Source organism: Flavobacterium sp. N3904 (genome assembly GCF_025947305.1).
GTDB lineage: Bacteria > Bacteroidota > Bacteroidia > Flavobacteriales > Flavobacteriaceae > Flavobacterium.
The window spans coordinates 667,591-694,485 of record NZ_CP110009.1 but is presented as its reverse complement, the minus strand read 5'-3'; the positions used below and the strand labels follow the sequence as shown (position 1 = coordinate 694,485).

At 34.7% G+C, this 26,895-nt stretch carries 15 protein-coding genes; 11 read left to right on the top strand and 4 right to left on the bottom strand.

Annotated features, from left to right (window positions below):
- Positions 1–318: 318 nt before the first annotated feature.
- The 3 genes from OLM57_RS02935 (at position 319) to OLM57_RS02925 (ending at position 9,986) form a co-directional block, all read left to right on the top strand.
- Positions 319–7,815, top strand: a complete 7,497-nt coding sequence (locus OLM57_RS02935) for a S8 family serine peptidase (RefSeq protein ID WP_264565746.1) — start codon at positions 319–321, stop codon at positions 7,813–7,815.
- A 137-nt stretch (positions 7,816–7,952) separates the two neighbouring features.
- Complete coding sequence (gene porV, locus OLM57_RS02930; RefSeq protein ID WP_264565745.1) at positions 7,953–9,008, top strand: type IX secretion system outer membrane channel protein PorV; 1,056 nt, start codon at positions 7,953–7,955, stop codon at positions 9,006–9,008.
- Positions 9,009–9,278: 270 nt separating this feature from the next.
- The gene (locus OLM57_RS02925) at positions 9,279–9,986 is read left to right on the top strand and encodes a porin family protein (protein WP_264565744.1); all 708 of its coding nucleotides are present in this window, start codon (positions 9,279–9,281) and stop codon (positions 9,984–9,986) included.
- On the opposite strand, the gene OLM57_RS02920 is transcribed toward OLM57_RS02925, so the two are convergent.
- The 3 genes from OLM57_RS02920 to asnS form a co-directional block, all read right to left on the bottom strand.
- Positions 9,981–10,586 carry a hypothetical protein gene (locus OLM57_RS02920; protein WP_264565743.1) on the bottom strand — a complete coding sequence of 202 codons (606 nt, stop codon included), beginning with the start codon at positions 10,584–10,586 and terminating at the stop codon, positions 9,981–9,983. The two genes, OLM57_RS02925 and OLM57_RS02920, sit on opposite strands and share 6 nt — an antisense overlap.
- Positions 10,587–10,649: 63 nt before the next feature.
- The gene (gene rpoN, locus OLM57_RS02915) at positions 10,650–12,119 is read right to left on the bottom strand and encodes an RNA polymerase factor sigma-54 (RefSeq protein WP_264565742.1); all 1,470 of its coding nucleotides are present in this window, start codon (positions 12,117–12,119) and stop codon (positions 10,650–10,652) included.
- A gap of 84 nt (positions 12,120–12,203) precedes the next feature.
- Positions 12,204–13,637, bottom strand: a complete 1,434-nt coding sequence (gene asnS, locus OLM57_RS02910; RefSeq protein WP_264565741.1) for an asparagine--tRNA ligase — start codon at positions 13,635–13,637, stop codon at positions 12,204–12,206.
- 491 nt (positions 13,638–14,128) lie between these two features.
- On the opposite strand from asnS, the gene OLM57_RS02905 reads away from it, so the two are divergent.
- Positions 14,129–14,581 carry an Hsp20/alpha crystallin family protein gene (locus OLM57_RS02905; protein WP_264565740.1) on the top strand — a complete coding sequence of 151 codons (453 nt, stop codon included), beginning with the start codon at positions 14,129–14,131 and terminating at the stop codon, positions 14,579–14,581.
- Positions 14,582–14,650: 69 nt separating this feature from the next.
- Positions 14,651–15,826, top strand: coding sequence for a cation:proton antiporter (locus OLM57_RS02900; protein WP_264565739.1), 1,176 nt, complete (start codon positions 14,651–14,653; stop codon positions 15,824–15,826).
- 109 nt (positions 15,827–15,935) lie between these two features.
- Here the strand turns inward: OLM57_RS02900 and OLM57_RS02895 are convergent, their stop codons facing one another.
- Entirely contained in the window at positions 15,936–18,299 is a 2,364-nt protein-coding gene (locus OLM57_RS02895; protein WP_264565738.1) for an efflux RND transporter permease subunit, read from the bottom strand.
- A 197-nt stretch (positions 18,300–18,496) separates the two neighbouring features.
- Between OLM57_RS02895 and OLM57_RS02890 the strand changes: the two genes are divergently transcribed.
- The 6 genes from OLM57_RS02890 to OLM57_RS02865 all read left to right on the top strand — a co-directional run bounded on the left by OLM57_RS02890 (position 18,497) and on the right by OLM57_RS02865 (position 26,893).
- Positions 18,497–20,767 (top strand): cation:proton antiporter, encoded by a 2,271-nt coding sequence (locus tag OLM57_RS02890; protein WP_264565737.1) that lies wholly within the window; start codon positions 18,497–18,499, stop codon positions 20,765–20,767.
- Between the two features lie 35 nt (positions 20,768–20,802).
- A complete protein-coding gene (locus tag OLM57_RS02885) occupies positions 20,803–22,413 on the top strand; it encodes a hypothetical protein (protein ID WP_264565736.1) in 1,611 nt (536 codons plus the stop codon).
- 60 nt (positions 22,414–22,473) lie between these two features.
- The gene (locus OLM57_RS02880) at positions 22,474–22,803 is read left to right on the top strand and encodes a DMT family transporter (RefSeq protein ID WP_264565735.1); all 330 of its coding nucleotides are present in this window, start codon (positions 22,474–22,476) and stop codon (positions 22,801–22,803) included.
- A 31-nt stretch (positions 22,804–22,834) separates the two neighbouring features.
- Positions 22,835–23,602: a sensor histidine kinase gene (locus OLM57_RS02875; RefSeq protein WP_264565734.1), complete on the top strand. Its 768-nt coding sequence runs from the start codon at positions 22,835–22,837 to the stop codon at positions 23,600–23,602.
- Positions 23,571–24,290, top strand: coding sequence for a LytR/AlgR family response regulator transcription factor (locus tag OLM57_RS02870; RefSeq protein WP_264565733.1), 720 nt, complete (start codon positions 23,571–23,573; stop codon positions 24,288–24,290). The genes OLM57_RS02875 and OLM57_RS02870 overlap by 32 nt, the downstream gene beginning before the upstream one ends.
- Before the next feature lie 332 nt (positions 24,291–24,622).
- Positions 24,623–26,893, top strand: a complete 2,271-nt coding sequence (locus OLM57_RS02865; protein WP_264565732.1) for a cation:proton antiporter — start codon at positions 24,623–24,625, stop codon at positions 26,891–26,893.
- Positions 26,894–26,895: the final 2 nt, after the last annotated feature.

Sequence of the window (26,895 nt, the reverse complement as noted above, 5' to 3'; positions counted from 1 at the left end):
TTAAAATTGAATTAAGAGCTCAATTTTGGGATTTAAAAAGATCCTAATTCCTTAAAACTATCTTTTAAACATAGAAATTGTAATAGGTTTTATTAAAATTTTGATGTTCATACTATCCAAAATTTATATTAATTAAAAATCTAATATACAGTTGTTTACCTTTTTTTGTTATAAAAATGTAATCATGATTTATTCTCTATATATAAGATGTAACTATCGTTTGAATTCTAAATATTTGTTTTTTCCATATTCTTGCTCCTAACATTTAATGCATTACCACATACATTCAATTATTATTATTAACCAAAAACAACTTTAATGACAAATTATTACAAAAAAGAAAATCGATTATTATGGGTTTTGATTTTTTCACTTTGGTCATTTTTTTCCTTTAGTCAGCAAGTGACTTATAAAGATGGTGTTATGCAAGGTTCTGTAAAAGTTAAATTTTCAGGGCAACTAACACAAACACTAAGGAAAATGAATGTGACTCAAGGAAAAAAGCTTTTGACAGGAATTCAGGCTTTTGACAAAGTTTCTGCAAAAGTTGGAGCCAAAAAAATGCATAGGCTATTTCCAGAAAATCCCAACCCGAGATTGGAAGCAAAGTTGCGAAAACACAAACTTGATTTGTGGTATGTTGTAGAGATTGACGCTAATCAAAATCCACAACAAGCAGTTCTTCAATATAAAGGCATTGCCGCGATTCAGACAGCAGAAACAGAGAAAGAAAAAGTGCTTTCTGATTATGGTTTTACACCAATTAGTAATTCGAAAATTAGTTCTGCAAAATCTTCTGTTGCGGAACCTTATTTTAATGACCCTAAGTTGGGCGATCAATGGCATTATGATAATACCGGACAAACTGGATATCCAGATGGTTCCGATATAAATCTTTTTAAAGCTTGGGATATCGTAAAAGGGAATCCTCAAGTTATTGTTTCGATCCACGATCAAGGAGTAGATATTGAGCACCCTGATCTAAAGGAAAATATCTGGACAAATGTAGCAGAACTTAATGGAGTTACTGGCGTGGATGATGATGGAAACGGATATGTAGATGATTTACATGGCTGGAATTTTGACAAAAATAACGGAAGTATTGAAGCTGAACCGCATGGGACTCACGTAGCTGGTACAATAGCAGCGGTGAACAACAATGGTATAGGTGTTTGTGGTATTGCTGGTGGAAGCGGTAATAATGATGGTTCTAAAGTGATGTCGCTTCAATGTTTAGGAGGCGGAGGTTTTGAACGAAGCTATATTTATGCAGCAGACAATGGTGCTGTTATTTCGCAAAATAGTTGGGGGTATACCAGCCCAGGAAATTTTGACGAGTCTGTAAAAGAAGCGATTGACTATTTTATAGCTGAAGCAGGAGATTATGTAAATAGTCCTATGAGGGGTGGTATTGTAATATTTGCGGCAGGAAATAGTAATTCAGATGGAGATTGGTATCCAGGTCACTATGAAAACACGATGTCAGTAAGTTCAATTGGACCTAATTGGGAGAAAGCAAGCTATTCTAATTATGGCACCTGGGTAGATATTGCAGCTCCAGGAGGAGAGACATCGCTGGGGTCAAAAAATGGTGTTTTAAGTACATTGCCAAAAAATCAATATGGTTTTTATCAGGGAACATCTATGGCTTGTCCACATGTCTCTGGTATTGCTGCACTTGCTTTGGTAAATCGAAAAAGTCAATTAACGCCAGAAGTTCTAAAAACAAAACTTTTGACAGGTGTAGTTGATATTGATTCTCACAATCCTGGATTTGAAGGCTTGTTAGGTTCAGGTCATATAGATGCATTTTTGGCCATTCAAAATAATGAAGGTTTGGCACCAAGTACTATTACAGATTTAGCAGTTACAGGAATTGCTCAAGAATTTGCGAATTTATCTTGGACTGTTCCAATCGATACAGATGATTCACAACCTGTTGATTTTCGTATTTACTATTCTACTACACCGATAACTAAAAGTAACCTTTCGGGGACAAAATATGATATCATTAGAAGTTCAGCTTTGGCCGGAACAACTGTGACACATTCAGTAAACGGATTGTTGGGACTTACCTCTTATTATTTTGCAGTAATTTCGGGAGACAGGTGGAATAACCTGTCCGAATTATCAAATAGTATACAAGCTACAACCAATGCAGGACCAAAAATAAATGTAGATGACAACAGCAAAGACATTGTGATTGATGTAGATGCGAGTACTTCTTTTAAAGGATCGCATGATCTTACAATATTGAATAATGCAGAAGGTGTATTGAAATGGGAATTTTTGACGCGTCATAAACAAACTTCTATTTCATCGTTTGCTGCAAAAAAAATAAACTACCCAATTGCAAAAACTACAAAAGTAGCCTCTTTGGGAAATGTACGTAAAGTAAAGGCTAGAGTATCATCAGCTTCTTCAAGTAAAGAAGTGGGCACATTCCAGTTTACTCCGCAAGATAAGAGTTATTGTGATGGCCCTACCGACATCATCGGAGATACCGATATCAAACTTCCAAATTCGGCAGCTACAAAATATGTTGTTAGCGAAGAGGAGGGCTTCAATCTGACACAAATTCAAACCTATTTGAATGTAAATCCAGAATTAGGTCCGGTTGTTGTTGAAATTTATAAAGGAACACAACTCAGTAAAGAAAATCTGATTTACGCACAAAACTATACTCCTTATAGTGCTGGTGAACAATTTACATACATTAATTTAGATGAGCAATTGTATTTTGAAAATGGGGAAACTTTTTGGGTGGTGTTGCATGTGCCTGCAGGAAATCTTTACCCATTAAGTATTGGTTTTGAGAATACTCCGGAAGGATCTGATAATTGCTTCATATCTTTTGACTTAGGACAATCTTGGGGTCCACTTGGAGTAGCTCTTGACAGCAAAGATTTTGCATGGTTCAATATCGCAAGCAGCCAAAACAAATACTTAGGAGAATATTTGACATTAGACCCTAAGAATGGTGAGGTGAACGGTAATGCAACTGAAAACACAAAACTCTCGGCTGATGGATCTACTTTAATAAATGGTACTTATTATGCAAATGCGATTTTTAAATCAAATGATGCAAGTAATACGGAATTTAAAGTTCCTGTTACTGTAAATGTAACTGGTCAACAACCTGTTCTTAAATCTATTGAAACGCTAAATTTTGCAAGTGTTTTTAAAGGTACTACCAAAGAAATGGAGTTTGTAGTAAAGAATACGGGGTTGGGTAACTTCAATGATGTATCACTAAATATCTCTAATCCAAATTTCGAACTTGTTGGTAGTTCTCCGTATCAACTTTCTGCCGATAGTGAAATACTTCTAAAAGTAAAATATACGCCGAATGCATTAGGAAACGATAATGGAGTATTGGCATTAACATCAACTAGCAGTTCTAAAACCTTAAAAGTCATTTTATTTGGAGTAAGTTCTGAACCTGCAAAAATAGTGGTTGACCCAATGACCCAATTGATTGACAATGTTACCTTGGGAGATCACGTTACGGCTTCGGTAACTGTGGAGAACAAAGGTCAGGCTGCGCTGAAATATTTTATTCCAAAGTATGATCAATCTGGTATCAGTGATAGCTGGGAAGGAGAATATCACAAATACGGATATAAATACCGCACCAGTTACGTATCGGAAACTGCTCCTTTAGCATATCAATATCAAGATATTTCTAGTACAGGAAAAGATATTACAAGTTATTTTAAAGCAGATGGTAACAGGTATTATCCTGTTGAAATGGGATTTGATTTCCCTTACTATGCAAAGAAAATGCAGACGCTATATATTAGTTACAAAGGGTTTACGACATTTGACGACACGGCAAGCCCAGTTAATATGCCAAGTCTGGATGGAGCCCCTTATTCTCCAAAAGGATATATTTCTCCATTGGGGACATATGTTGAATTGAGCGCCGGAGGTGCTATTTATTATAAAGTTGAAGCCGATAAAGTTATTGTTCAATTTACGAATGTAACTGATGGATATGCTGGTACGCTTACAGCACAAATGGTATTGTATGCAGATGGAAATATTCGTTTTTACTATGACAAGATTACATTTTCGGAGCAGGATGTGGCTTATCTTAACATCCTTATAGAAGATTTTGAGCAAACCGATGGAATTTTAGTAAATAATTGGTCTAAAGTAGCAAAAATATATTCTGGATTGGCTTTAGGATTTGACTATCCTGGTCCGGATATGATTACTTCTATCAGCAATGCAGGGGGAATTTTATTGCCTGGTGAATCTGCCAAGATGGATGTGGTAATGGAAACAGCTTCGTTGCACGAAGGTATGATCAACAGGTATTTAAATGTTATATCTACTGACCCATTAAATACCCAAATAAATCCATTGGTACAAATTAATATTACCAATGGAGGTAAAGCAGGACTTGTCATGTCTCATACCGATATTAATTTTGGCGATGTATTCCAAGGAGCTGTAGCTTCCAGAAAATTCAGCCTTAAAAATAATGGTACTGCACCAATAACATTAACGGGTTATGCTTTAGATAATAGTAGTTTTCAAATAATAGGAGAAACAAACGCAACTATTGCCCCGGGTCTTGGTAAGGTGTATGAAGTTATTATGCCAACTGATGTTGTTGCTGATTTTACAGATGCATTGCGAATTACGGATAGTGAAGGAGTAAAATATCTACTTACACTTTCAGGAAAAGTAATGGATGCACCGGCCATATCAGTAACCAACTTAGATTTGATAACTGAGGTTTTAAAACACGGCGAGACGGCTAAATATCCTTTACTTATCGAAAATAATGGCAAAGCAGACCTTGAAGTGGTTGCAACTGGTACCGATTGGTTGACAATGTCTGTACCCGTAAGCACTGCGGAAGCAATTCCAAATTTCACGTATAGTTATGATACGTATAATGATGGAACAAACTATCAATGGGTTGATATCCGTAAAACTGGAACACAACTACCTTTAGCGGATGATCTTGGTGATAATACTCAATATTGGAAAAAAATAACGTTACCGTGGGCATTAAATTTTTATGGTAAAGAATATACAGATTTACATATAGGTACTACTGGATTATTGACTTTTGATCAGCCAGAAGAGTCGGCTGTGATGAATGGAACTATACCGGACGATAGGTTTAAAACACTAATTGCTCCCTATTGGTCGTTTGCTGCCTTTGACACAACGACTTATCCGAAAGATGAAGTGGGTGTTTTCTATTATAGTGATGATGATAAGGTTATTATCTCATGGGAATATTTTGTGAATTTCTTTGGAGGAATGGGAGATCCAACTTCTGCACAAGTTATATTTTATAAGAATGGAACCATGAAATTTCAATATAAAGTTAACGGAAGTTTAGATTTAACGACCAATCTAACAAGCATTGGGCTCCAAAATGGAGATCGATCTGATTTTGTTTTAATGTCTAATCATGCAAATGTAAACCACGGAACAGGTTTAGCTTATGTGATTAATCCAGCAAAAAAACTGGTAATTCCTGCGGGCACTACATTAAGTGCTCAAATAGATATTGATGCAAGCAATATATATAAAGGAGAATATGACGGTAAATTAAAATTACGTACCAATGTTCCAAATCAGGAATTTCTTGAGAAACCAATACATTTAACTGTAAATGGAGCGCCAGTTATTGCTTCAAATGTTGCAGAAATAAATTATGGTGAAATAATGGTTAGTTCTACTGCAAGCTATACTAAAGAATTTGAAATTCAAAATTCAGGCAGTGACATACTTCAATTGTCAAATATGTCTATAGAAAGTGGTGCTAAAGAATATACTATTGAAAGATATACATTATTCCAAGACTGGTTTTATGGAGATTACTGGAGCTGGGTAAGTATAAATGATTTTGGGGGTAATTACCCATCTACATTACCGGGTGAAAATGCCAAATTCAGAATTACATATTCTCCAACTGTTGCTGGTTCATTTAGTGATAACATTGTTGTTGAAAGCAATGCTACAGTGGCAAAAATGATGATTCCTTTAAAGGCTGAAGTCACATTACCACCTGTTTTAGCTATTGAAACTACCGAAGTAAACAGTGTTGTTAATTATTTGACTGATACTGATACACAATATGCTGTTTTTGGTAATAGTGATGGAGGTACTTTGAAATATGAATTGAGTATTGATTATTTGAGAAAATCTATATCTAGCTCTAGTAAACAATCAATTGTAAAAGTTGCAAAAACTGACAAAATTAATCAATTATTAAAATCAGCCCCAGCACCAAAAGGAGGAATTAGTGCATACTCTGATCCTACTTTTAACCGAGTATTGGCTTACGAAGATAAGACTGCTGCTGACGGCCATTTTGGTTATGATGGTGGTGAACCTTTCACAAACTCAACACGATTTAATGCTGGGAAAGATGGTTTTACTTTGTCACATTTTCAAACATACATGTATGGTAATGCAAAACCGTCAGGAACTATTGCTTACGAAATACGTGCAGGGGGTTCTTCTGTTGCTGATGCATCGATAATAGATCAAGGATATGTTGATTATAATTATGTCGGCGATAAAGCTGGGGCATGGGTAACATTGCCTATAAAGGAACCTAAAGGCCTTTATCCAAATGAAGATTTTTATATCGTTATTACTTACCCTTATGAATTGCCTTTTGTACAAGGAGCTGTTGCGGGTATCACTGACACACCTGGAAGGTATATGGTCGAGAGTGGGGGTGACTGGTTTGATTTGCAGGATCCAGAATTATATCCTGGTAATGGTTGGATGGTAAGAGCTGGAGAAGAGAATTATCTTTCTAATGCTTGGGTTTCAATGAATGGTCTTTCTAATGGAAATATTGCTTCAGGTGAAACCAAAAAAGTGCAACTGGACTTTACTGCTGCAAATGGAGTTCGTGGAGATCAACATGCTGTTTTGAACATAAGAACAAATGATCCTGTTAATACAGTAGGTAAAATCCCTGTTAAATTACATATTAATGAAGCTCCGGTTTTTTCTAAAATACCTGAAGATACAGTTGTTGTTAATGAAGCTTCTGAAGTAACTGTAAAAGTAGGACTAATTGATAAGGAAGGCAATGCTGTTACGGTTACTGTTGCTAACGCTCCAACATGGGCAACATTTGCATTGGTTGGCCAGGAAATTTCAATAAAATTGGCTCCAGGTTATGAGACAGCTGGAACTTACACATTGACTTATACTGCTGTTGATGCACTTGGTGCCTCAAGCGAAATGACAGTTAAAGTTGAAGTAGTAAAAACCAATAGAGCACCAGTTGTTATTATGTCAGAAGAATTAATTTATTCTAAATTGAAGTATTTTGATGTACGTAAATTTGAAGATTATTTTTCAGATCCAGATGCCGATCAAATGACCTTCACTGCTTCAGTAGCAAATTCAGATATTGTATCTGTTACAACAGGGCAAGAACTTGGTCAATATGTAATTGAAACTCATGCTGCAGGTGAAACAATATTAACCTTGACTGCTACAGATATTCATGGCTTGAGCACAGAACAACAAATTAAGGTTGTTGTGAATAAGGCAGAAATTACGGCACTCAATATATTTCCTAATCCTGTTGTAAACACACTAAATATCAAGTGGGAAGACCGTTGGGCTGGAGATGTTGTTGTTGAAGTTGTGGCTCTTAACGGTGCAACTGTTTATAAAAATAAGATTGAAGATGTGCAATTTAAGGGGTATAGTGAGTTAGACCTAAGCAACTTGCCTATAGGAGTTTATTTTCTACATGTAAGTGGAAAAGAAGGAACCTCCTCAGTGACCAAGTTTATTAAAAGAGCAAAGGAATAAATAATGAAAGGATGTAAGTAAATGTGTAGCGATACAAGATTTAATGTTTTAGAAGAGTTTTATTTGATTTCCAAACAATAAATAGTGTATCGCATCACATACTATAATTTTAAACAAAAAACAATTAACGTATACACATGAAAAAAATAATTCTTTTATTTTTACTACTCTTTGGAGTCGGAAATTTATTCGCACAAGAACAAAATGGGGGAAGCGTCACCGGAGTGCCTTTTTTGCTGATCTCGGCAGATGCAAGAGCTTCTGGTATGGGAAATCTAGGAGTAGCAACTGCACCAGATGTATTTTCACAACAATGGAATCCAGCGAAGTATCCTTTTTCCGAAAATAAATTAGGTATAGGTTTAAGCTACACACCCTATTTATCTTCTATGTCAAATGATATTGCTTTGTTGAATTTAAATTATTTTAATAAGATTAATGAAAGGAGTACCTATGCACTCAGTTTAAGATATTTTGGGTTGGGCGAAACCGTATTTAAACAAAATGAAAGTGATCAAGGACAAGCGGTAACCCCAAATGAATTGGCTTTTGACGGATCTTATTCGTTAAAATTAAGTGAGACTTTTTCGATGTCCGTTACCGGAAGATACATTCGTTCCGATTTAAAAATTCAGGAAGTGGATGCCACTGGCAGCGTCGCCAGTACATTTGCCGTTGATATTGCCGGATATTACCAGTCTAAAGAAATCTCCTTTAAAAATTTTCAGGGTATTTGGCGCGGAGGGTTTAATCTTTCAAACCTTGGACCAAAGTTGAATTACGATGTAAATTCTGGATCTGAAAGTGCTTTGCCAACCAATTTGAAACTGGGTGGAGGTTTTGATTTTATTCTTGACCAGGATAATACGTTGGGAACTTCCATAGAATTCAATAAATTATTTGCTGATGATTCAAATTCAATAACTGGTGGACTAGGACTTGAATATGTATACCAACAATTTTTCGCATTAAGAACTGGATTTTACAATGACAATAATGGAAGTGGAAATCACAATTTTTTTACTGTTGGAGCTGGATTCAAATATAAGACGGTTAAATTCGATTTGTCCTATCTTAATTCCACATCTAAACAGGCATCGTCAGAAGATAACATGTTACGATTTTCTCTATCTTTTAACATAGGAGATAGCCCCGCTAGTAATGTTAAAGAAGAGGAAAAGATAGTTAACTAAAATAAATGCTATTCTTCTTTATTTGAAAACATAGAATAAACCAAAATCCCATAAAAACAGGCTGTCTATATTTTAGGCAGTCTGTTTTTTTTTGAAATTTTTCCTCAATATTTTAAATCATTTTGGATGAGTTATTTTGGATTGAGCGTTTAATTTATTTCTAAAATGAACGATCAGACTCTCAAAATCTTATATTTGTAACAGTAATTCAGAAGCAATAGTTCTTAAAATGGTTTAAATGCTCTTGCATTCAATTTAACACACAAAATAATGAAGCGATTTTTTCTTGGTTGTTTTCTTTTTTTATCATTTTTCAGAGGGTTTTCTCAAGAAAATAAGTTTTCAATAGATACCTTACATATAAAAATTGATTCTCTTTATAGAGAAGATCAGTTTTATTTTGGTTTGAATTATAATTCATTAATAAAAAAACCGTCAGGAGTTTCTCAAGACAAAATATCATTTGGATTTTCATTGGGTTTCCTTAGAGATATGCCTGTAAATAAAAGTAGAACTGTTGCAATAGCTCCAGGAATTGGATTTTCCTATAATAATTACAATCAAAATTTAGCGATTACAGGCACAAATCAAAATGCTATTTACACTGTGATTCCGTCTGGTGTGAATTACAACAAAAATAAATTTGAGCAGTTGTTGGTTGAAGTTCCAATAGAATTTAGATGGAGAACATCAACCCCAGAAATTTATGAATTTTGGAGAATTTACGGTGGTGTTAAATTTAGTTATTTGCTGCTTGACAAATCGGTCTATATTGATGATTTGACCAATGTAGTTATCAGAAAAAATAATGATTTTAATAACTTTCTTTACGGAGCTTATATTTCTGCGGGATATAGTTCCTTTAACTTATACCTTTATTACGGTTTCAATTCTCTGTTTAATTCTTCTGCAAAAATAAATAATGAATCAATACAGCTCAATACTTTAAAAATGGGAGTGATTTTCTATATATTATAACCATAACTTCAGAAAAAGTAATTGCGGAATGCTGCCAATTAATAAACCGATGATTAACTCTTTTGGCGAATGTGCATTCATCACTAATCGGGAAGAGGCTACGAAACCATTCATTAAAATTAAAAACGGAATCAGATAAATGCTATTGGCCTGTAAGTGTATATTCAACGCAAAAACAAACACTGTCAAAGCCGAAATGCCTAGCATGTGTAAACTGGCCTTTATATTGGCAAAAACTAATATTAGAGCAATCAATGTACTGAATAAAGCGCCTAAAAAGAAAAAATGAAGCTCAGTATAGTTATTTATGGTTATGCTTTTACGAACGATTAAAATAATAAGGAAACATTGTAATACCAACGGAATTTTGCGTTGATCTACGTTGGCAAGCATTAATGAATCTACAAAGCCAGAAGTACGTAATAGAAAAAATAGTGCTATTGGGATAAGAATGGTAAGAATGATTATTTGTAAAAAAACAAAAGATATTTCTTGAATTTTAAAATCAGAAATATGAAAAAAAAAGTATAAAAAAGTGGCCATGCCCGGAATAAAAAGGGGATGAAAAATATAAGAGAAAGCAGGGAGAATTTTTTTCAAGTTCTAAAAAAATAATATTGTATGTTATAGGGAAGGAATAGCTTATTAAATTTTTTTTAAAAACTATATTTTCTTTCTCATTCTGGCTACAGGAATTTCAAGTTGTTCTCTATATTTTGCAATCGTTCTGCGCGCTATAGGATAGCCTTTTTCTTTTAAGATTTCGGCTAACAGATCGTCGGCTAATGGTTTTTGTTTGTCTTCTTCTTCAATAATATTTTGAAGGATTTTCTTGATCTCGAGTGTAGAAACTTCTTCTCCTTGATCGTTTGTCATCGCTTCTGAGAAAAATTCCTTAATTAGTTTTGTGCCATAAGGAGTTTCGACATATTTACTATTGGCAACTCTTGAAACTGTTGATATGTCTAAGCCAATCATATCGGCGATATCTTTTAAGATCATGGGCTTTAGCCGGGTTTCATCTCCGTCAAGCAAATAATCCTTTTGGTAATGCATAATGGCATTCATCGTTACAAATAACGTGTCTTGGCGTTGTTTTATAGCATCAATAAACCATTTGGCCGAATCCAGTTTTTGTTTGATAAACTGTACTGCATCTTTTTGTGAATGCGATTTATCTTTCGATTCTTTATACGTTTGCATCATTTCCTGATAATCCTTAGAAACGTGCAGTGCAGGAGCATTTCTTCCGTTTAAAGTAAGTTCCAATTCACCATCAATAATTCGAATTGTAAAATCGGGCACCACGTTCTCTGTGATTTTATTGTTTCCTGTAAAAGAACCACCGGGTTTTGGGTTGAGTCGTTCTATTTCATGAACGGCATTTCTAAGTTGTTCGTTTGAAATGCCAAGCTTTTGTATTAATTTATCGTAATGTTTTTTGGCAAAAGCATCAAATTGATTTTCGATAATTGCAGTGGCCAAATCTACCGATTCAGTAGGGGTTTTGTGTTTCAATTGCAGTAATAAGCATTCTTGCAAATCGCGTGCGCCAACTCCGGTAGGTTCCAGTTCGTGAATGATATGAAGTATGTTTTCGACCTGTTTTTCATTGGTGTATAAACCTTGAGTAAAAGCCATATCATCTACTATGTCTGGAATACTTCTTCGAATGTAGCCCATGTCATCAATACTTCCCACCAAAAATTCAGCGATATCGCGCTCTTCATCGCTTAATATAAAAGTGTTTAATTGGTTGATTAGATCTTGGTGAAAACTAATTGTAGCAGCAAAAGGGGTTTCTTTTTCTTCGTCATCGTCACTGTAGTTATTGACCTGTGTTTTGTAATCTGGAGTATCGTCGTTGCTTAGGTATTCGTCGATATTAACATCTTCCGATTCTATTCTGTCTGCTTCAGAATCATCATAATCGTCAAATTGTTCGTTGTCAAATTCGTCGTTATCGTAATTTTCATCCTCTTCTTTGCCAGATTCCAAAGCGGGATTCTCATTCATTTCTTCCAACAATCGTTGTTCAAATGCTTGCGTCGGCAACTGAATTAACTTCATCAGCTGAATTTGCTGTGGAGATAATTTCTGTGATATTTTTAAATTTAAAAATTGCTTTAGCATTTTTATTGTTTAAAAGTTTAAAAGTTTAAAGTTTAAGGTTGCAGAACTATCAACAACTTTAAACTTTAAATCTGAAACAAATTTTTAAAATTCCGCATTCATTGGTGTTCTTGGGAAAGGAATTACGTCGCGTATGTTGGTCATTCCGGTTACAAAAAGCACGAGTCTTTCGAATCCAAGTCCGAAACCGGAGTGAACAGCAGAACCAAATCGTCTGGTATCCAAATACCACCATAAATCCTCTTCTTCGATTCCTAAGGCTTTCATTTTTTCGACCAAAACATCAAAACGTTCTTCTCTTTGTGAACCTCCTACGATTTCTCCAATTCCTGGGAAAAGGATGTCCATTGCACGAACTGTTTTTCCGTCTTCGTTCAAACGCATGTAGAAGGCTTTGATATTGGCTGGATAATCAAACAAGATTACTGGGCATTTAAAGTGTTTTTCTACCAAATAGCGCTCGTGTTCCGATTGTAAATCAGCGCCCCATTCGTTGATGATATATTGAAATTTTTTCTTTTTGTTTGGAGTAGAGTCTCTTAAAATATCAATCGCTTCGGTGTACGAAACACGTTTGAAATTGTTATCCATCACAAAACCTAGTTTTTCCAACAAAGGCATTTCGCTTCTTTCAGCCTGTGGTTTTGATTTTTCTTCTTCGGTCAAACGGCTTTCCAGGAACTTCAAATCGTCACTACAATGTTCAACGGCATATTTTACCACATATTTGATAAAATCTTCGGCAAGATCCATATTGTCGTTCAAATCATTGAATGCCACTTCGGGCTCAATCATCCAAAATTCAGCCAAATGGCGAGAAGTATTGGAATTTTCTGCTCTAAAAGTTGGTCCAAAAGTATAAATCTGGCCCAAAGCCATTGCAAAAGTTTCACCTTCCAATTGTCCTGAAACCGTTAGATTTGTTTCTTTTCCAAAGAAATCTTCTTTGTAATTTACTTTTCCGTCTTCGGTTCTTGGTGTGTTGTCAAATGGCAAAGCCGTAACTTTGAACATTTCACCGGCACCTTCAGCGTCAGATCCTGTGATAATCGGCGTATTTACATAAACAAACCCTTTTTGTTGAAAATAGCTATGTACTGCAAAAGATAAAACCGAACGCACACGCATAATCGCTCCAAAAGCATTCGTACGCACACGCAAATGCGCATTTTCACGCAAGAATTCCAAAGAGTGTTTTTTGGGTTGCATTGGGAATTTCTCGGCATCCGAATCTCCAAGGATTTCCAGTTTGTTTACCTGAATCTCATATTTTTGTCCAGCACCTTTGCTCTCAACCAAACTTCCGGTTACCGAAACAGCAGCGCCAGTTGTAATTCTCTTCAAAGTTTCATCCGGAGTATTCTCAAAATCGACAACACATTGTATATTATTGATGGTAGAACCATCATTTAAAGCAATAAACTGATTGTTTCTAAAAGTTCTAACCCAACCTTTTGCATTTATTTCGAGTAACGTCGTTGTACTGTTTAGTAAGTCTTTAACTTTTGTGTGTCTCATTTTAATTTTAGATTTTATAGTTCTTTTTTAGATTAAACAAAAATCAATGTTTTAATCCAATTGCAAATATAAAGGATTTGTTTGAAATTGTCATTGTGAGATATAGTGTAATAAGGGGCAATTTAGCTTTTGCTGAATATTCGATGTCCTGCTATCCACTATATCTTTTACTTTTTAGAGCGAAAGTAAAAATATGACATTTCAAACTCAATTGTTAATTTATATAAAAAGAAAAATTAAAAATAATAGTTAGAGTTTATTTTTCGATTTTAGGTATTAAGATTGATTGAAGTAAAAAAAGAATATTATTTTTTTGTTTTTTGACTCTAGATAATTGAGTTATTGTAATGGTATATAACTATCTGACATTTTTTCAATTCAATTCTGAAAAAATGACATATTTTTCAAATGGCATATTTTTTGTTTTTCTGTATATAACTTGCGCAAGTTTAAAATAAATTTTTGTTTAACAATTTTAAAGTAAAACAGTTATGAATCTTATTAAAAGAAATGGAGGTCAAGTACCAGCTTTACATCGTTTGTTTTTTGATGATATTTTTGGCCGTGATTTTTTCAATTGGGAAAATAACAATTTTTCAACAACTAGTACAACACTGCCCTCTGTAAACATTAAAGAGACTGCAGATAATTATGAGGTGGAAGTCGCCGCTCCTGGTATGGATAAAAATGACTTCAAGATTACACTTGATGGAAACCAATTAACGATTTCTTCAGTGAAAGAAAATAAACAAACAACTAGGGACGCAAATTACAGCCGTAGAGAATTTAGTTACCAATCATTTCAGAGAAGTTTTGAATTGCCTAAAAACGTAGTGGATGAGGATAAAATAATTGCTCGTTATGAAAATGGAATTTTATTATTGTCCATCCCGAAACGTGAAGAGGCAAAACCTAGACCTCCACGAATGATTGAAATCTCATAAATTCTCATTAATTAACTATTTTGAAAGCTGCTGTTTTAGGCAGCTTTCTTCATTATAAAATACACACAGATGTTGTCACAATTATTCTCCGGGATAGCTGTGCTGTCCTTTATGGTTTTATTATTGATATTGCTTTTGCGACGATTAAAGCAGCCTTATTTTATTGCTTATATAATTGCCGGTTTGTTATTTGGGCCTCAAGTATTTAACGTCATTTATGAACCTGAAGTAATTTCAGAATTGGGGCAAATTGGGATTGTACTTCTAATGTTCTCCATCGGCAATGAAATAGATCTTCATTATCTATCGCATAATTTTTACAAGCCTCTTTTAATTGCAGTGGTGCAGATTGCACTTAGTTTTATTAGCATGTATATTGTTGGTTCATATTTGGAGTGGAAAATGACAACTATAATTTTGATCGCTTTTATAATAAGTTTGAGTAGTTCTGCGATTGTGTTCCAATATTTGGCAAAGACGGGTGAGATTAAAAGTCAGCTCGGAATTATTACCTGTGGTGTTTTACTAATGCAAGACATACTCGTGGTTCCCATGATATTGGCTCTGAATTTTATGTCAGGAAATAATATTTCAGCTGCAGAATTGATAAAAGTCTGCGTAGGAGGAGTATTGATTATTCTGTTTATGAAAGCGGCAATCAGTAAAAAGCTTTTCTCAATCCCCATGCGAAGAGAAATTATTGCTGATCATGAATTGCAGGTTTTCATTGGTTTCAGCATCTGTTTTGGTATGGCATGGATTAGTGAATGGTTTGGACTGTCTCCTGCCTTTGGAGCTTTTATTGCCGGTGTTTTAATTGGACACGACAAGGCGACACATTGGTTAGGTAAATCCCTGATTCCTTTCAGAGTGTTTTTTATGGCTTTCTTCTTTCTTGCAGTAGGTGTTCAGCTTGATATCAAGTTTTTTATTGAAAATATTGGAACTATAATATGGATTTCAGTTGCTGTGCTTTTTATAAATAGCCTGATCAATGCCATACTTTTTAAACTTACAAAAAACTCATGGCGTGATAGTTTGTATGGAGGAGCACTTTTATCACAAATTGGAGAATTTAGTTTTGTTTTGATGACCTTGGCATCTTCTTTGCGACTTGTGGGGATTTATACTTATCAAATAACCTTGGCTGTTACAACTTTTACAATGTTTCTTAACACATTTTGGCTTATGATAATCCAGGGATTAATTTATAAACTGCCAGATTACAAAGAAAAATCTTTTTAGTGTTGAATTAAAACTATAAGATCAAAAGGGATTTGGGAAGGCATATTCATAATAAAACAACTATCTGTTTTTATTATGAATATGCTTTTTGAAATAAAAATATTCTTGATTAATGTGTGTGCTCTAAATCTTCTTTCTTTGTTCTTTTCTTTTCAAATGTCAGCACCAATGCAGGCAGCACCAATAAATTGGCAAACATGGCAAACAATAAGGTGCAGGAAATCAATCCTCCAAGTGCTATTGTACCGCTAAAACTGGACAATGTGAAAGTTGCAAATCCTACAATCAATACAATCGAGGTGTAAAAAGTACTAATTCCCGTTTCTTTCAAGGCGCTAAAGACAGATTTTTTTATTTTGCCATTATAGAGATTCAAATCATGTCGGTATTTGGCCATAAACTGAATCGCATTATCGACCGAAATTCCGAAAGCAATGCTGAACACCAATATCGTAGACGGTTTTAGCGGAATGCCAAAATACCCCATCAATCCTGATGTGATGCAAAGTGGCAATATATTTGTAATTACCGAAGCCATAACCATTTTGGCAGAACGGAATAAATAGGCCATCAAACCTGCTATTAGGAAAATAGCAAAAATTAAAGATTCGATAAGGTTGTCAATAAGGTATGAAGTTCCTTTCTGGAAAACCAATGCTTTTCCGGTAAGGGTAACTTCATAGCGTTCTTTTGGGAAAACTTTGTTTATTTTGGATCTTAATTTACCTTCTACTTTTGCCATTTCTTCTGTTCCAATGTCTTTCATGAAAGTTGTAATTCGGGCATATCGTCCAGTCGAATCCACATAGCTTTTCATTAAATTACCTTTGGTGTTTTTGGTAGCATTTTTAGCATACGACAATATAAAAGCCTGCTCTTGTGAAGTCGGCAATTCATAATAGTTAGGGTTGCCGTTGTAATAAGCTTGCTTCGAATATTTCACTAAATTAACAACAGAAACCGGTTTTGATAGCTCAGGAATTTCTGCAATGGTTTTTTGCAATTCTTCCATTTTTTTCATCGTCGATAATTTCATGACTCCTTTTTTGTGTTTGGTGTCAATCATTATTTCCAATGGCATTACCCCGTTAAACTCTTTTTCAAAAAAGATTATGTCTTTGAAAAATGAAGCCGTTTTTGGCATTTCGCCAATTAAACTTCCTGAAACTTTCATTTGGGAAACTCCAATTACACTAAAAACCAATAATAATCCGTAAATAATATAGATCATTTTACGGTGGTTTTTTACAACACTTTCAACCCAATTTAATAGGGCAGAGATGTAGGTTTTGGTTAAGTGTTTTAGGTGTTTTTCTTTTGGAACGTCCATAAAACTATATACTATTGGTACAATTACCAGAGTAAGCAAGTAAACTATAATTACGTTTATGGATGTAACCAGACCAAATTCAAACAACAAATCATTTCCGGTAATCATAAAAGTGGCAAATCCTGCGGCTGTAGTCAAATTGGTCATTAAGGTAGAAACACCAATTGTAGAAATTACACGTTGTAAGGCTTTGGCTTGATTTTGGTGCGTTTTTATTTCCTGTTGGTATTTGTTGATTAGGAAAATACAGTTTGTAATCCCAATAACAATAATCAATGGCGGAATAATAGCGGTAAGAATTGTGATTTTATAATGAAACAAACCGAGTGTTCCAAAAGACCACATTACACCAATAATCAAAATACACATTGATATAAAAGTAGCTCGATACGAACGGAAGAACAAAAAGAAAATCAATGAAGTTATAAATAAGGCAGCACCAATGAACAACCCAATTTCGCCTTTCATGTTTTCGGCATTAATGGTTCGAATGTATGGCATTCCCGAAACACGAAGATCGATTCCAGTTGTTTTTTCGAACTTGTCGATTTTTGGCACCAAATTTTCGAGAATAAATGTTTTTCTGGAGGCGGTGTTTACAATTTTTTTATTGAGGTAAATTGCAGATCGGATACTTCCTGACTCTTTGTTGAACAATAACCCTTCATAAAACGGAAGGTTATGAAACAATTCGAATTTTATTTTTTGAATGTATTCTGGATTCGCAGTTTGACTTTGGTCAATAAACGGAACCAATTTGAATTTTTGCGCAACCGTGTCTTTTTCAAGAGTTTTTAGGTCATTCAGGGAAACGACAAGTTCCACTTCTTTAGAATTTTTTAAACCCGTCATCAATTCATTCCAAGCGGCAAATGCTTTGGGAGTGAAAAAAGCATCATCTTTAAAACCAATGACAATAAGGTTTCCTTCTTCTCCAAATTTATCCAGAAAGTCTTGATACTGTTTATTTACGATATGTTTTTTAGGGAGTAAATTGGCTTCAGTATAGGTCATAGCCAAATTTTTCCACTGAAAAGAAAGGAAAATGGTTATGGCAAGTATTACACCTAGTATGGTTATTCTGTTTTTAAGTACAATGCGGGCTATGTTCTGCCATAACCTATCCGTGAATTTCTTTTTCATATACGTTTTAAAATGCATGCAAATGTAAACAAAACAGTTAGAAATCACATGAAAGTGCTTTGATTTTCTGGGTGATATTCAGGTATTTTTTTGACTTTATTTTTGTTTACAATAAGATAATTTGTGCATTATAAATTATATATTTGAATTTCTCATATTAGCGCTTTTGTTAATGGGGTAAAGAAGTCAAGAAAAGTATGAAAAAGTACAGGAACACATTGTTTTATTTGGGAGTTACAGGTGGTTTTACTGCATTGATGTATTGGATTATAAAGGAGGGAAAACATCTTGAAGGAAATAAAATAATCGTTCATCCTGTAGTAAGCGACAGTTCCTGGGGAGATTTCCTTACTGCAATGTTACACAATGTTCAAGATCCTTTGGCGATTTTATTGGCACAAATTATAATGATTATTCTTGTGGCACGCCTTTTTGGTTGGTTTTTCAAAAAAATTGGGCAGCCTTCTGTAATTGGCGAAATCATTGCCGGAATTGCACTCGGCCCCTCTCTATTAGGCCTCTATTTTCCTGATTTTTTCCATGCACTTTTTCCATCCGATTCGTTAGAGAATTTAAAATTTTTGAGCCAGATCGGACTAATACTTTTTATGTTTGTAATTGGTATGGAACTCGATATCAAAGTGCTAAAAAACAGGGCCAAAGAAGCCGTTGTTATCAGTCATGCCAGTATTGTGATTCCGTTTGCACTGGGAATTGGATTGGCTTATTTTGTATACAATCGTTTTGCTCCAGAAGGAGTGAAGTTTCTTTCCTTCAGTTTGTTTATGGGAATTGCCATGAGCATAACAGCCTTTCCGGTTTTGGCACGAATCGTTCAGGAAAGAGGCATGCATAAAACCAAATTGGGAGCTATCGCAATAACTTGTGCCGCTGCCGATGATATTACTGCCTGGTGTCTGTTGGCTGTAGTAATTGCCATTGTGAAAGCCGGAACTTTTGAAAGTTCAATGTTCATCATTTCATTGGCGGCTTTATATGTTCTTTTAATGATATTTTTAGTAAAACCATTCTTGAAAAGGATAGGTGATCTATATGGCTCTAAAGACAGTTTGAGCAAACCGGTGGTCGCTATTTTCTTTTTGTTGTTAATTATTTCTTCATATGCTACAGAATTAATAGGTATCCATGCGCTTTTCGGCGCTTTTATGATGGGAACCATTATGCCCGATGTTCCTAAGTTCAGAACTGTTTTTATTTCTAAGGTCGAAGATGTGTCGGTAATATTGTTATTGCCTTTGTTCTTTGTATTTACTGGTTTGCGTACCGAAATAGGGTTGATAAACGAGCCGTATTTGTGGAAAGTTACTGGTTTTATCATACTGGTTGCTGTAGTTGGTAAGTTTTTCGGAAGTGCCCTGGCGGCTAAATTTGTCGGTCAAAGTTGGAGAAACAGCCTTATCATTGGTGCGTTGATGAACACAAGGGGCTTGATGGAACTGATTGTATTGAATATAGGATTGGGTCTCGGAGTCCTTACCACCGAAGTTTTTACGATGATGGTGATTATGGCACTGGTCACTACTTTTATGACCGGACCCGCTTTGAATTTGATCAATTATATTTTCAAAACCAATGACATCACTGACCAGGAAGACGAAATAAATCAAAGCAAATACAGGATTTTGCTTTCTTTTGGGAACAACGAAAAAGGGAAATCCTTATTGCGATTGGCTCACAGCTTGGTAAAAAAGCAAAGTGAAACCTCCAGTATTACGGCATTGCATTTGTCCTTAAGCGATGAAGTGCATACTTTCAATATGGAGGACAAGGAGAAGAGCAGTTTTAATCCTATCATGAAGGAAGCGGTTATCTTGAAACAGGAAATCACGACAATATTCAAAGCAACAATTGACATTGAAACCGAAATTATTGACATTGCCAACCAAGGAGAATATGATTTATTGTTGGTTGGACTCGGAAAATCGATTTTTGAAGGCACTTTATTGGGCAAAGTAATTGGGTTTACGTCGAGAATCATTAACCCCGAAAGATTGCTGGACAAGTTTACCGGCAAAGAAGGTTTGTTTGTAAATTCCCCATTTGATGAGAGAACCAGACAAATTGTTTTGAGAGCCAAAATGCCTTTGGGAGTTTTGATTGACAAAGATTTGCAAGCTGTAAATCAGGTTTTTGTGCCAATTTACAGCTCCGAGGACTCGTTCCTGATCGATTATGCGCAGAAAATAATTTACAATAATAATGCGACTGTTGCCTTTTTGGACATTAATGGTCACATCGAATCCAATTTTGTAATTGCAAGTGCCATTGATTCCTTAAAACAAAAATTCCCTGCCAATATACTTGTTGACAACGAATCGGTGCTGCAAAATGACTTCTTGGAAAAACAAGATTTAATGATTGTTAGCCTTGAAAGTTGGAAAGAATTATTGGATTCCCGCAGCAAATGGCTGAGCGGCGTACCTTCGGTATTGATTATAAAGCCGTAATTAGAAAAGACTGCAAATATAAAACCTTTAGATTAATGACTAAATATTTAAATTTATTACTGTTGTTCCTATTCATTTCTTGTACTTCAAGCAAAAGCAAATTGGCCGAGAACAATTATTTTAACAAAAACTATTTTTATAATGATTCTTTGAAAGTTGGAATTGATTTTGATAAAAATGTACAATTCAGAGAAGTTGCATTTATAAAAGAGAAAGAATTTGAACAAGTATTAAAGGGTAATAAATTATCATCAAAAGATCTTTTTTTGGTTGCTGATGCAAAAGAAAAAGGAATTGAAATGTATTTTTTCTACCAAAATGTGCCATCAGCGGTTAATTCAAACAACATAAAAACTATAATAGCCGATACAATACATCATACTTACTTTTTCGAAAAACAAAAAGGAAAAAGAAAAGTATTAGGATTGCTAAAAGCCAATTTAAGTAAAGACAATAATGCTGCGGCATATGTTAGCGATTTTTTAAATAAAATATCCATAGATTCACTGAATACCAAGAAAATGTCGTTTGTATCTATATTTATGAATGATTTTCCGGGTGTTCATCCCAATCCTCTTTTCGCAAGTAAAAAGCTAGAAACAGCACCATTAAAATCGAAAGAAGGAAATGATATTAAATTCGAATTTCTAGCAACTGTGAATGCATCAATGTCTAACAATAAATTTTATGATTCTTTAATAGTGGGTTACGAAAAAGAACGCAAACAAAATTTTAATTCCTTGATTGTTGATTTATCGAGTAAAGATGACGTTTATAAAGACAAAGCCGTTTTTGAGAAGATTTCAGAAATAGCAAAAGAAAACCAAGTTATAATGCTTAATGAAGACCATTACTATCCTAAACATAGATTGTTTGCGATGGAATTGTTAGAAACGCTGAAAGCGAATGGGTATCATTATTTGTCATTAGAAGCATTTAATATTGAAAGCTCAGAGAAAGAGTCAACTCCAAATTATAATAATGGAATTTATACTGATGAACCTTATTTTGCTCACTTCATCAGGAAAGCAATAGCGTTGGGATTTACTGTTTCTGGACATGAAAACTTTGATAAGGGAGTTGATAGAGAATTGGGTCAGGCAAAAAATATTATAAAGATTTTGGAGAAAGACCCTAAGGCTAAAATTTTTGTATATGTGGGGCATGATCATATTGAAAAGAAAAATGAAAAGAGAAAAATGATGGCAGAGTATTTTAAAGAATTGTCTGGAATTAATCCAATAACAATCAATCAAACTGTTATTTGTGCAGATATCAAACAAGATTTAATTTTAATTCCTCGAAAATATTTTACTGATACAACGAAAGTAAAATCCTCTGCCGATTATTTTTTGGTTAACAACCTGAAACCAAGTTTAAAAATAATTTATCCCAATGCCGAATTCAAAAAAGAAATTATTAAGAGTGCAAAATTTTCTGCTTTTAAAAACAAAGAGGTTTTAGTTGAAATAGTTGATTTTAAAGAATTTGATTTGATGAAGAACGTAGCTATTCCAATTGAAAGTTTTTTAACGGTTCCTAAAAACGAAACTATTAATTTTGAATTGCCAATTGGCGAATACCACATTTTTGTTAAAACAGAGGATGATGAAATAATTTATGATGATGATGTAATAGTAACCTAGGAAATAATTTTCTTATCATCACCAATACGCTTTATCTTTGCCCAATTAAATCACTACACCATGAATTGGATTTTACTCATCGTTGCCGGTTTTTTTGAGGTAGGTTTTGCGACTTGTCTGGGCAAAGCCAAAGAAACTTCGGGAATGACATCTACACTGTGGATGGTTGGTTTTTTTGTGGCGCTTTCTATAAGTATGGCTTTATTGTACAAAGCATCTCAAACTTTGCCAATCGGCACTGCATATGCCGTTTGGACAGGAATTGGGGCGGTTGGAACTGTTTTGGTTGGCATTTTTGTTTTCAAAGAACCAGCAACTTTCTGGAGACTTTTCTTCCTGTTTACCTTGATATCGTCTATTGTTGGTTTAAAATTTGTATCGGCACATTAATAAAAAATCGCTCTTTAATCAGATCTTAAAAATGGAAAACGTTTCCGAAAATAATAATAGCATTGTATATGTGCTGCTAGTAATTATTCTGGTATTTATAGTAGTACTTTGTTATCTGATTTATCGCTTGACGGAGTCTGGCAAAGCAAAAAAAAATATTGAAGAACAATTTGGCTTGCTCGAAATGAAGGTCAATAATCTACAATTGGAGACCTTAGAATCCAAACTCAATCCGCATCTTTTCAAAAATATTCTCAATTCGATTCAGTCGCATGCTTACCAAACCTATTTTGCTTTGGATAAATTGGCCAATGTTTTGGATTATATTCTGTACGAAAGTCAGAAGAAATTTGTTTCGCCAAAAGAAGAAATTCAGTTTGCTCTCAATCTGATCGAAATTAATAAAATCAAGGTGAGTCCGCTTTTTGAACTGAAAGTAAAAACCAAGATCAATGACGGCGAAAAACTGTACGAACAAAACCTTCTGGCTCCGCTGATTTCGATTGATTTGATAGAAAATGCCTTCAAGCACGCAGATTTGCAAAGTGCCGATGCCTTTATTTCGATACTATTTGAGTTTAAGGACGACTGTTTTTATTTAACGGTTTCGAATAAAATTTCGGAGAAAAAAGCCTTAAAAAAAGAACGAAGCGGCATTGGTGCAACGACATTGGAACAACGATTGAAAATTATATACAAAAATCAGTTCAAATTGGATAAATTTGTTGAAAATGACATCTATATTGCGCATTTAAAAATCAATCTCCTTGAATACAAAAATCAAATGCTTACTCCTTGACGATGAATTGCCGGGTTTGACTTACCTGAAAATGCTTTGTGAGCAAATTCCAGAGTTAGAAATTGTAAAGGCGTTTAACGATCCACAAAAATTACTCGAAGAAGTTTCCAATCTTGATTTTGATTTGTGTATTTCGGATATCGAAATGCCGGGTATTGACGGGTTGACATTGGCTGATTTGCTGAAAAATAAATTGGTAATTTTCACCACGGCTTACAAAAATTATGCTGCCGAAGCTTTTGATATTGATGCGGTAGATTACATCACCAAACCCGTTACCAAAGAGCGTTTGGAAAGAGCTGTTGCCAAAGCACTAGAACGATTCCAGAAATTGGAGGCTCCCAAAAAATTCATCCACCTGAATACCGATAAAGGAAAAGCACTGTTGTATTTTGACCAGATTCAATACTTCAAAACAGCATTGGTAGATAGCAGGGACAAGGAAGTACATCTTACAGATGGTAGTTTTTTACTGCTGAAAAACATCAATTTCGATTCGTTGTTGAGTCAGCTTCCCAAGGCCGATTTTTGTAGAGTCAATAAAAAAGAAATTATTGCGATAAAGGCAGTACAGTATTTCAGTCATAATGAAATAACGCTTTCTTCTCATGAAAAGAACGGAAAACCCATAGTGTTGGTTTTGAGCGAAACCTATCGTTCTGATTTTTTGGCGAAAGTGAAAATCTAGCTTTTACCGTTTAATTTTAAACCATATAAGTCATTTAAGTTCTAAAAATAGTTGGTTTGTCAATTAGTGGTTAAAAAAGAGATATTAGTTAAAAACATTTTTGTGGTTAAAGAACTAATCTTAAATGAACTATTGTTTTTACTCAATTTTATTCAAACAAGAACTTACATGACTTATATGTTAAAAAGTAAATGCAGTTCATTGTAGAATTAAGCTCTTATTACAAAGTTTTGCACTCTTGTTACATGGAGCTAAAATTAGATTCCAAATCATTTTATACTTCAAAAACGGGTTCTCATATTTGCATTAAAAATAATTTTAAACAGTGTGGTATGAAGAATATTAAAAATTCTTTTTTCTATTTGACAATTATAGGTGGTTTCTCAGCTTTGATCTATTGGATTATTCTAAAAGGAAAAATGCTGGAAGCTGGACAAAATATTATTCCCCGCCAAACGGGTAACGGGCATTGGGAGGATTTTATAACTTCGATGGGTCACAATTTGCAAAACCCTTTGGCTATTCTTTTGGTGCAAATCATTACGATAATTTTGGTCGCTCGTTTTTTTGGTTGGATTTGTAGAAAGATTGGACAACCATCGGTAATTGGAGAAATCATTGCCGGTATCGTTTTGGGACCCTCCTTGATAGGAATGTATTTTCCGGAATATTCGGCGCTGCTGTTTCCAAAAGATTCGTTGGGCAACTTACAGTTTTTAAGCCAAATTGGTTTGATATTTTTCATGTTTGTTATTGGGATGGAACTCGATTTGAAAGCATTGAAAAACAAAGCGCATGATGCTGTAGTGATAAGCCATGCCAGTATCATAATCCCATTTGCGCTTGGTATTGGGTTGGCGTATTTTATTTACCATTCTTTTGCTCCTTCAGGTGTTGAGTTTGTTTCTTTTGGATTGTTTTTGGGAATAGCCATGAGCATTACAGCCTTTCCGGTTCTGGCCAGGATTGTGCAGGAACGCGGAATTCATAAAACTAAATTGGGTTCTATTGTGATTACTTGCGCAGCCGCAGATGATGTAACGGCTTGGTGTATTTTGGCGGCAGTAATTGCCATTGTAAAAGCCGGTTCTTTTACGAGTTCGCTCTATGTTATGGCGATGGCTGTTTTTTATGTACTGATAATGCTGAAAGTAGTCCGTCCTTTTTTGAAAAAAGTGGGGGATTTGAATAGCACAAGAGAAAGTTTGAACAAACCTGTTGTGGCGATTTTCTTTTTGACCTTATTGCTTTCGTCGTATGTTACAGAATTGATAGGAATCCATGCTTTGTTCGGTGCTTTTATGGCTGGTGCAATTATGCCTGAAAACAATAAGTTCCGTAATATTTTTATCGAAAAAGTGGAAGATGTATCGGTAATTGTTTTGTTGCCATTGTTCTTTGTTTTTACAGGTTTGAGAACCCAAATTGGATTGATCGATGATCCGCATTTGTGGAAAATTACGGGTTTAATTATTTTAGTTGCTGTAGCTGGTAAATTTTTTGGAAGCGCATTGGCGGCAAAGGTTGTTGGACATAATTGGAAAGACAGTCTTTCTATTGGAGCCTTAATGAATACAAGGGGTTTGATGGAGTTGGTGGTGCTGAATATTGGGTATGATTTAGGCGTTTTGTCCACTCAAATTTTTACAATGATGGTCATTATGGCTTTGGTCACCACTTTTATGACAGGACCAGCGTTGGATTTAATAAACTATATTTTTAGGGACAAACCTACTCTTATACCTGAAGAAATTAGCAATAGAAGCAAATACAAAATCCTGATTTCTTTTGCGACCGCAGACAAAGGCAAAACGTTGTTAAAAGTTGCCAACAGTTTGGTGAAGAAACAAGGAGGAAATACTATTGTAACGGCAATGCATTTATCTTTAAGTTCCGAGATTCATTCCTTTGATGTTAAGGATTATGAAAAAGAAACCTTTTTGCCGGTTCTTTCCGAATCGGAAAATCTAAATCAAAAAATAGTGACACTATTTAAAGTGTCCAATGATATTGATTCTGAAATAACGGACACTGCGAATCATGGAGAATATGATTTGTTATTGGTTGGTTTGGGTCAGTCTATTTTTGAGGGAACGTTACTCGGGAAAGTGTTGGGTTTTACCACGCGAATCATTAATCCAGACCGATTGATTGATAAAATTACAGGGAAAGAAGGTTTGTTTGAAAATTCTCCGTTTGATGAAAGAACCCGACAAATTATATCGAATAGCAAGATGCCGGTTGGAATTCTTGTTGACAAAGATTTGCAAGAAATCAATCGGGTTTTTATGCCTATTTTTAGTAAAGAAGATGACTTTTTGATGGAATTTGCCCAAAAGCTGATACACAATAATGGTTCTCAAATAACAGTTTTAGATGCTGTAGGTGAAATAAAAAACAGTAGGGGAATTCAGGAAGTGGTTCGTTCGATAGAACAAATTGCTCCCAATCACATCATGATGATGCAGGAAAGAATCATCAAAAAAGAATTCTTGGAACAACAGGATTTGATGATTATTAGTCTGGAAAGTTGGAAAAAATTAATTGATTCACACAGTATTTGGCTCAATAATACGCCTTCGGTGCTGATTATTAAACCGTAAAA

Excerpts from the sequence above, each read along its gene's own strand:
- OLM57_RS02935 (WP_264565746.1), top strand. The coding sequence starts at position 319 with ATGACAAATTATTACAAAAAAGAAAATCGATTATTATGGGTTTTGATT.
- porV (WP_264565745.1), top strand. The coding sequence starts at position 7,953 with ATGAAAAAAATAATTCTTTTATTTTTACTACTCTTTGGAGTCGGAAAT.
- asnS (WP_264565741.1), bottom strand. The coding sequence starts at position 13,637 with ATGAGACACACAAAAGTTAAAGACTTACTAAACAGTACAACGACGTTA.
- rpoN (WP_264565742.1), bottom strand. The coding sequence starts at position 12,119 with ATGCTAAAGCAATTTTTAAATTTAAAAATATCACAGAAATTATCTCCA.
- OLM57_RS02895 (WP_264565738.1), bottom strand. The coding sequence starts at position 18,299 with ATGAAAAAGAAATTCACGGATAGGTTATGGCAGAACATAGCCCGCATT.
- OLM57_RS02875 (WP_264565734.1), top strand. The coding sequence starts at position 22,835 with ATGGAAAACGTTTCCGAAAATAATAATAGCATTGTATATGTGCTGCTA.
- OLM57_RS02865 (WP_264565732.1), top strand. The coding sequence starts at position 24,623 with ATGAAGAATATTAAAAATTCTTTTTTCTATTTGACAATTATAGGTGGT.
- OLM57_RS02900 (WP_264565739.1), top strand. The coding sequence starts at position 14,651 with ATGTTGTCACAATTATTCTCCGGGATAGCTGTGCTGTCCTTTATGGTT.
- OLM57_RS02890 (WP_264565737.1), top strand. The coding sequence starts at position 18,497 with ATGAAAAAGTACAGGAACACATTGTTTTATTTGGGAGTTACAGGTGGT.
- OLM57_RS02880 (WP_264565735.1), top strand. The coding sequence starts at position 22,474 with ATGAATTGGATTTTACTCATCGTTGCCGGTTTTTTTGAGGTAGGTTTT.
- OLM57_RS02925 (WP_264565744.1), top strand. The coding sequence starts at position 9,279 with ATGAAGCGATTTTTTCTTGGTTGTTTTCTTTTTTTATCATTTTTCAGA.
- OLM57_RS02905 (WP_264565740.1), top strand. The coding sequence starts at position 14,129 with ATGAATCTTATTAAAAGAAATGGAGGTCAAGTACCAGCTTTACATCGT.
- OLM57_RS02885 (WP_264565736.1), top strand. The coding sequence starts at position 20,803 with ATGACTAAATATTTAAATTTATTACTGTTGTTCCTATTCATTTCTTGT.